This window comes from Wohlfahrtiimonas larvae (genome assembly GCF_002006755.1).
Classification (GTDB): domain Bacteria; phylum Pseudomonadota; class Gammaproteobacteria; order Cardiobacteriales; family Wohlfahrtiimonadaceae; genus Wohlfahrtiimonas; species Wohlfahrtiimonas larvae.
Genome location: NZ_MVDO01000143.1, coordinates 1 through 7,408, shown reverse-complemented (window position 1 = coordinate 7,408; position 7,408 = coordinate 1). Strand labels below are relative to the sequence as shown.

Sequence of the window (7,408 nt, the reverse complement as noted above, 5' to 3'; positions counted from 1 at the left end):
CAATGGTGCAATCAACAAGTGAAGCAACAATTGGGAATTCGCTGGCCAGATGATAAAGGGCAAAATATTGTGAACTTAGTACGTAACCCTGAGTTTGCAAAATATCTTCAACAAGAAAATTTCAACGAGCCACTGACTGTCAAAATTCATCAGCGTTACTACATTGAGTTTCGCGTTTTACCTTATGAGCAGAATCGCCACATTGTTGTGGCTCGAAATGTGGATCAAGTTTATTTAGCAGAACAGCAACGTAAAGATTTTTTCACGCATGCGAGTCATGAATTAAGAACACCATTGAGTGTTGTGAAAGGCTATGTGGAGATGTTTCAAGATGAATTGATACCTATGGAAAATTGCCAAGATGCATTGAGTAAAGTGGAATCTCAGATTATTCGTATGGAATCTTTGATTAGTCAAATTTTGTTATTAAGCAAAATTGAGAATATGTCATCTCATTTACCGATGGTTCAAATTGATATTTCTAATTTATTACAAACATTGATCCATAGTCTACAAGAAACTCATGCAGATTATACAATTAAGGCTCATATTGAAGCTGATTTGAATATTCGTGGTTATCAGGATCAAATTTATAGCGTGATGTGCAACTTGATTGATAATGCCATCAAACATAATCCAAGAGGCACAATAATTATTGTGACCTGGCAATCTGTTGCAAAAGGCGCTTATTTCAGTGTGCAGGATAATGGTGTTGGCATTGCAAGACATCATTTAAACCGTTTAACAGAGCGATTTTATCAAGTGGATTCATCCCATACGTACCAAAAGAACAGTTCAGGCTTAGGTTTGGCAATTGTGAAGCATGCGCTACGTAATCATGGTGATGCTCAATTACATGTTGATAGTACTGTAGGTCAAGGATCTATTTTTTCTTTTGTCATCCCACATGAGTTTATTGTGAAAAAATAAAATAATTTTTTCTTTGTCATCTTAGTGTCATATTCATTTTTTAGAATGCACACAGTCAATTAAGAAAGATCACTCAATAAGGAGTTTTTATGAAAAAGTTAGGTTGGACGGTTGCTTTAACTGCTGTAGCTTCATTTGGTGTTGCAAATGCTGATGTTAATATCACAGGTGCAGGTGCTTCTTTCCCCGCGCCAGTTTATGCAAAATGGGCAGATACATATAATAAAGCAACGGGCGTAAAAATTAACTATCAAGCAATTGGTTCATCTGGCGGTATCAAGCAAATCAATGCTAAAACTGTTGATTTTGGTGCAAGTGATGCGCCTTTGGCAGATGATCAATTAGCAAAAGATGGCTTAATGCAATTCCCAACAGTGATCGGCGGTGTAGTCGTTGCTGTGAATGTTAAAGGCATTGAATCTAATCAATTAGTATTAGATGGTCAAACATTGGGTGACATTTACTTGGGTAAAATTAAAAATTGGAATGATGCAGCAATTGCTAAGTTAAATCCAAATGTGACACTGCCTAATCAACAGATTAATGTTGTACGCCGTGCGGATGGCTCAGGGACAACATTTGTATTCACAAGCTACTTAAGTAAAGTAAACGCTTCTTGGAATAAAGAAGTTGGCACAAGTACAACGGTTAAATGGCCTGTAGGTGTTGGCGGTAAAGGCAATGATGGTGTTGCAGCATTCGTACAACGCTTGCCAGGTTCAATTGGTTATGTTGAATATGCATACGCAAAGCAAAATAACTTAGCGTACACAAAACTTTATACGGCAGATGGTAAAGTAGTTTCACCTTCAGCGGATAACTTCAGTGCAGCGGCTAAAGATGCTAAGTGGAATGAATCATTCGCGCAAGACTTGACAAACCAAACAGGTGACAATGCATGGCCAATCACTTCTACAACATTTATTTTGTTACAGAAGACACAAACTGATGCAGCAAAAGCTAAAGAAGTATTGAAGTTCTTTGATTGGGCTTATGGTAATGGTGATCAAGAAGCAGTTGCATTGGATTACGCAGTATTACCAAGCAATGTGGTAGAGGAAATTAAGAAAGCATGGACGACAGAATTAAAAGATTCGAGTGGTAATGCATTATCTTTGAAATAGGAACTAGTCTAATTTATGGCTAAAACAAAGAATTATATGAGATCCCCTTCAAAGCTTGGGGATCTAATTTTTGATAATATCGTTCGATTTTCAGGAGTATTTGTTCTTGTATTATTGAGCGGTATTATTATTTCATTAATGATTGCATCATGGCCGAGCATTAAAGAGTTTGGCTTACCATTCTTATGGGATAAGAACTGGGATCCACCGATGGATGAATATGGTGCATTAGTGCCAATTTACGGTACGATTATTACATCTGTGATCGCGCTAGTGATTGCTGTACCTGTGAGCTTTGGCATTGCATTCTTCTTAACAGAGTTATCACCTGTATGGTTAAGACGTCCTTTAGGGATAGCAATCGAGTTGTTAGCGGCGATTCCTAGTATTGTTTATGGTATGTGGGGATTGTTTGTGTTTGCACCAATCTTTGCTGAATATTTCCAAATGCCATTGAATGATGTCTTTGCAAGCATTCCGATCGTGAATATTTTCTTCACAGGGCCTGCTTTTGGTATTGGTTTATTGGCAGCAGGTTTTATTTTAGCCATCATGATCATTCCTTACATAACCTCTGTCATGCGTGATGTTTTTGAACAAACACCAACATTGATGAAAGAAGCAGCTTATGGCATTGGTTGTACAACTTGGGAATGTATTCGCCACATCGTATTACCTTATACTAAAAATGGTGTGATTGGCGGGGTGATGTTGGGTTTAGGTCGAGCATTAGGTGAAACGATGGCTGTGACATTTGTGATTGGTAATACTTACCAATTGGATAGCTTCTCATTATTCATGCCGGGGAATAGTATCACATCATCATTAGCCAATGAATTTGCAGAAGCAGAAGCAGGGCTTCATTCTGCTGCATTGATGGAGTTAGGACTAATTTTATTTGTGATTACATTCATCGTACTCGCATTATCTAAAATTATGTTGTTACGCTTGAGTCAAAAAGAGGGGAATCGCTAATGAGAGATGAAGCTATGGCAGTTCGTCTACAAGCGAGACGACGTTTAAAAAATAGAATAGCGATCATCATTTCAATGATCGCGGTGATCTTTGGCTTAGTATGGTTGGCTTGGATTTTATATTCAACCTTCACAAAAGGTGTAGGCGGATTGTCTTGGGATGTATTCACGCAAATGACGCCACCACCGAATACTGAAGGCGGTGGCTTAGCAAACGCAATGATGGGAAGCTTCTTATTGATTACCATTGCAACATTTATTGGTACGCCATTGGGGATTTTATCAGGGATTTATTTAGCAGAATATGGTCGCAAGAATTGGTTGGCGAATGTGATTCGTTTCATCAATGACGTTTTGTTGTCAGCGCCTTCCATTATTATTGGTTTATTCGTATATATGGTGATGATTGTGCCAATGGGGCATTTTTCAGGTTGGGCAGGGATTGTGGCATTGGCATTGATTCAATTGCCGATTATTGTGAGAACTACTGAAAATATGTTGCTATTAGTGCCAAATAACTTACGAGAAGCTGCTTATGCACTCGGAACACCAAGATGGCGAATGATTTTAAAAATTACATTAAAGGCATCGGTATCTGGCATTGTGACAGGTGTTTTATTGGCAATCGCACGTATTGCAGGTGAAACAGCACCCTTGTTATTCACAGCGTTATCCAACCAATTCTGGAGTACAGATTTAAATGCACCAATTGCAAACTTGCCTGTCACCATTTTTAAATTCGCAATGAGCCCATTTAAAGAATGGCAAGAATTAGCTTGGGCAGGTGTACTCTTAATTACGCTTTTTGTTCTTTTCTTAAATATTTTGGCGCGCGTATTGTTCAGCCAGAAAAAAGGGTAAACATGATGGAAACCAACATCAAAAACAAAGTTGAAGTTAAAAATTTAAACTTTTATTACCAAAAATTTCATGCATTGAGAGATATCTCTATTGATATTAAAGAGAACTCAGTGACAGCATTTATTGGACCATCAGGTTGCGGTAAATCAACACTGTTGCGCACATTCAATAAAATGTATGAGTTGTATCCAGAGCAACGCGCAGAAGGCGAAATTTTACTGAATGGTCAAAATATTTTGACAGATAAACGTGATGTTTCGTTATTGCGTGCACAAGTTGGCATGGTTTTCCAAAAGCCAACGCCATTTCCGATGTCTATTTATGACAATATTGCGTTTGGAATTAAGCAGTTTGAAAAGCTTTCTCGCGTTGAGATGGATGAGCGTGTTGAATGGGCTTTAACAAAAGCAGCATTGTGGAATGAAGTTAAAGATAAGATTCATCAAAGTGGTAATAGTTTATCGGGTGGCCAGCAACAGCGTTTATGTATCGCACGTGGTATTGCAATTAAGCCTGAAGTTTTATTATTAGATGAACCATGCTCTGCATTAGACCCAATTTCTACAGGCCGTATTGAAGAGTTAATTACAGAACTTAAAGATAGTTATACTGTTGTCATTGTTACGCATAATATGCAACAAGCAGCGCGATGCTCTGATTATACTGCGTTTATGTATTTGGGTGAGTTAGTGGAATATGGTAAAACGGATGATATTTTTACTTCACCAATTAAAAAACAGACTGAAGATTACATCACTGGGCGTTATGGTTAAGGGAGTTATTGAATGGATTATTTAGGTAAACATATTTCTGGACAATATGATGCTGATCTTGCTCATATCCGTAAAGAAGTGATGACGATGGGCGGATTGGTTGAAAAGCAATTCAGTGATGCAATTAGCACTGTATTAGTGCATGATGTTGACTTGGCAGAATCAGTTATTGCAAATGATAAACAGGTGAATCGCCTAGAAGTTGAGATTGATGAAGCATGTGTTAAGATTATTGCGAAGCGCCAGCCAACAGCGAGTGATTTACGTTTGATTATGTCCATCATTAAAGTCATTTCAGAATTAGAAAGAATTGGTGATTCTGCTCGAGCAATTTGTCAAATTGTGAAGCAGGACTTTACTGAAGATCAGCAGAGCTTATTGAGATCTCTTGATTCAATGGGCAATAATGTTGTACGTATGCTCAAAGAAGTTTTAGATGCATTTACACGTATGGATATTGATATGGCTCTGAAGATTTATCAAGAAGAGAAACGTATTGGTCAAAATTATGAAATGTTAATTCGTCAAATGATGACATTCATGATGGAAGATCCTAGATCTATTCCAAATATTCTTATAGCTTTAAATTGTGCAAGGGCGATTATGCGTGTCAGTTCACGTTGTCAAAATATTAGTGAGTTAATTTTTTACTTTGTTAAAGGTCAAGATTATCGTCATGTGGGTGATGATGTTATTGAGACTTTACTAGAAGAAAGAGGTCAAAAATCTTAATAAAAACATAAAAAATTTATAAAAATATTTATAGTAAAATATTAATTTAGTTGATTATTATCAATGATGCTTTTTAACACTCGGCTATACTGACCTTAGTGGTTCCTGTAATAAGATTTATTAATAAGGGGGAAAAGATGGGTTGGTTTACAATGCCAGTGTTATATAGCATCTTAGGTGTTTTATTCATGATAGGAATGGTCGGCTTTCTTAGTTGGTTCTTTATCAGTAAGATGAAAGAGCAAGAAGCTCAAATGAAAAATAATGGACAAAATAATACTTAATAAAAATTAATTAGTTAAAATGATTTGTTTCTATAAATTTTAATATTTTTTGAGCTGTTAAGTTAGAAAATATGAGCCCTGTATGACTAATTGGAATGATGGTGTGATCTGTCATTCCTTTTATTTTAGTTTCTTCTATTGTCACAGTTCCATCTGTAGGTGTGTGCGGATCTCGCTGCAATAATGATCGTGCACCAATGATAGAATGACCTGCGATAGATCCTAACGGGATACTAGGAAATTGCCACTCATTATGCATTTTAGGGCGTAAAATTTCTAAGCTTTTACCAACAACACCATCTATATGGTATTGGTGCATCAAATTTAAGATAGAAGCACCTTGCCATGGCGTGCCGATAGATATAACTTTTTGAATTTTTTGTTCAGGCTGATCCATATGAGAGAGTGCCTGTTGTGTTAATAATCCACCTAAGCTATGACATATTATAACATTACTATCATCAATAGATTCAATGAGATCGATAAGATTCCTCGCATTTTCTTGAGGTGTTTTACTTAAAGTTTTATAAGAAAAAATAGTGGTTGTATAGCCCATTTTCTCAAAAAAATGACCTAATTTAAGCATAATAATACCGGGCATAAATAACCCATGAATAAGGATAATATTTGTTTTATTATTTTTATCCATAAAAAAATACCTTTAACTCAGAAAATATATGACATAATATCTAAGCATATCGAGATGTAAATATAATAATGATACTTATTACTCTTTAAAAATAAAATATTGTAAACTTATGTTAAGATGAATTATAATAACGATCGGTTAAGGCTGATTGAATGCACTAACTTACGATTCATTAAAATAATGAACGAAGTAGACATATAAATAGGAGGACACGATGAAAACAGATATCGTATACAGATTTGATGAATTAAATGTGTATGAGGGTGGAGCTTTAACAAGTCATCGGCTTTTTTCACATGGTGATTATTATGATTCTGAACGTATTCAGTTTGGCACTTTACGCTTATTAAATAGTAATTATTATTCTGGCCCAGGACGTTTCGGACAACACCATCATAGTGATTTAGAAGTGGTTTTGATCCCATTAAATGGTGGAATTGAATATACAGATAGCAAAGCTAACTGTTGTATTGTTAAAAAAGAGAGTTTAATTACCATCAGTGCAGGCTCAGGTATTAACTATGCTATTAATAGTGCATCTCCTCGTGAGGAGGTCAATTATTTAAAAATTTGGTTGTTGCCAAGAAAAAGAGGTTTAACCCCGCGGCATCATGTTCATTCAATTGATATGGATATGTTGAATAATCGCTTTCATTATGTGGTAGCACCTGATACCGCGACTATTGATGCGGCTTCTGTCAATCAAGATGCTTGGGTTGCACTTTCTCAAATTGACCCTAAAACAAAGGTAACTTATCACAAGAAAAAAATAGAAAATGGTCTATTTTTGAGAGTCTGTTTCGGTGACATTAAAGTGCGTGGCCATCACTTATCGGAAGGGGATTGTATTGCTTTTAGCGATAAACTTGATTTGGCTGTCGAAGGTGTAACGCCCAATCGATTTGTATTAATAGAGGTTCCTATGAATGTAACATTGTATGATTCAGAAGAACCTATCGTTATTCCACCTAAAATGTAAAACATTTTAGGTGAACGAGTGATAAATGGCCTGATTTCTAATCAGGCTTTTTTAGGTGATTTTGCAACCCATAGCGATAATAAAATAATGCTTGAGCCAATA

At 36.2% G+C, this 7,408-nt stretch carries 9 protein-coding genes; 8 read left to right on the top strand and 1 reads right to left on the bottom strand.

What is annotated here, in order from left to right; translation table 11 throughout:
• The 7 genes from BZK14_RS08405 to BZK14_RS08375 form a co-directional block, all read left to right on the top strand.
• A partial coding sequence (locus tag BZK14_RS08405; protein ID WP_077926069.1) for an ATP-binding protein occupies positions 1–930 on the top strand: 930 nt, incomplete at its 5' end.
• Positions 931–1,019: 89 nt separating this feature from the next.
• Positions 1,020–2,054 (top strand): phosphate ABC transporter substrate-binding protein PstS, encoded by a 1,035-nt coding sequence (pstS, locus tag BZK14_RS08400; RefSeq protein ID WP_077926067.1) that lies wholly within the window; start codon positions 1,020–1,022, stop codon positions 2,052–2,054.
• A gap of 15 nt (positions 2,055–2,069) precedes the next feature.
• Complete coding sequence (pstC, locus tag BZK14_RS08395) at positions 2,070–3,029, top strand: phosphate ABC transporter permease PstC (protein WP_077926066.1); 960 nt, start codon at positions 2,070–2,072, stop codon at positions 3,027–3,029.
• A complete protein-coding gene (gene pstA, locus BZK14_RS08390) occupies positions 3,029–3,889 on the top strand; it encodes a phosphate ABC transporter permease PstA (protein ID WP_077926065.1) in 861 nt (286 codons plus the stop codon). Before pstC ends, pstA begins: the two co-directional genes overlap by 1 nt.
• 2 nt (positions 3,890–3,891) lie before the next feature.
• A complete protein-coding gene (pstB, locus tag BZK14_RS08385) occupies positions 3,892–4,662 on the top strand; it encodes a phosphate ABC transporter ATP-binding protein PstB (protein WP_077926064.1) in 771 nt (256 codons plus the stop codon).
• A 12-nt stretch (positions 4,663–4,674) separates the two neighbouring features.
• Positions 4,675–5,394 carry a phosphate signaling complex protein PhoU gene (gene phoU, locus BZK14_RS08380; protein WP_077926063.1) on the top strand — a complete coding sequence of 240 codons (720 nt, stop codon included), beginning with the start codon at positions 4,675–4,677 and terminating at the stop codon, positions 5,392–5,394.
• 137 nt (positions 5,395–5,531) lie between these two features.
• Positions 5,532–5,678, top strand: coding sequence for a DUF3149 domain-containing protein (locus BZK14_RS08375; protein ID WP_077926062.1), 147 nt, complete (start codon positions 5,532–5,534; stop codon positions 5,676–5,678).
• Positions 5,679–5,688: 10 nt separating this feature from the next.
• Here BZK14_RS08375 and BZK14_RS08370 read toward each other — a convergent pair whose 3' ends face one another.
• Entirely contained in the window at positions 5,689–6,327 is a 639-nt protein-coding gene (locus tag BZK14_RS08370) for a DUF7379 domain-containing protein (RefSeq protein WP_245831255.1), read from the bottom strand.
• A gap of 214 nt (positions 6,328–6,541) precedes the next feature.
• Here BZK14_RS08370 and BZK14_RS08365 point away from each other — a divergent pair, with 214 nt between their 5' ends.
• Positions 6,542–7,306 (top strand): pirin family protein, encoded by a 765-nt coding sequence (locus tag BZK14_RS08365; protein ID WP_077926061.1) that lies wholly within the window; start codon positions 6,542–6,544, stop codon positions 7,304–7,306.
• The last annotated feature ends 102 nt before the right edge of the window (positions 7,307–7,408 follow it).

Bases quoted from the DNA above. Each gene is read 5' to 3' on its own strand.
- pstS (WP_077926067.1), top strand. From the start codon at position 1,020: ATGAAAAAGTTAGGTTGGACGGTTGCTTTAACTGCTGTAGCTTCATTT.
- pstC (WP_077926066.1), top strand. From the start codon at position 2,070: ATGGCTAAAACAAAGAATTATATGAGATCCCCTTCAAAGCTTGGGGAT.
- BZK14_RS08370 (WP_245831255.1), bottom strand. From the start codon at position 6,327: ATGGATAAAAATAATAAAACAAATATTATCCTTATTCATGGGTTATTT.
- BZK14_RS08375 (WP_077926062.1), top strand. From the start codon at position 5,532: ATGGGTTGGTTTACAATGCCAGTGTTATATAGCATCTTAGGTGTTTTA.
- pstB (WP_077926064.1), top strand. From the start codon at position 3,892: ATGATGGAAACCAACATCAAAAACAAAGTTGAAGTTAAAAATTTAAAC.
- phoU (WP_077926063.1), top strand. From the start codon at position 4,675: ATGGATTATTTAGGTAAACATATTTCTGGACAATATGATGCTGATCTT.
- pstA (WP_077926065.1), top strand. From the start codon at position 3,029: ATGAGAGATGAAGCTATGGCAGTTCGTCTACAAGCGAGACGACGTTTA.
- BZK14_RS08365 (WP_077926061.1), top strand. From the start codon at position 6,542: ATGAAAACAGATATCGTATACAGATTTGATGAATTAAATGTGTATGAG.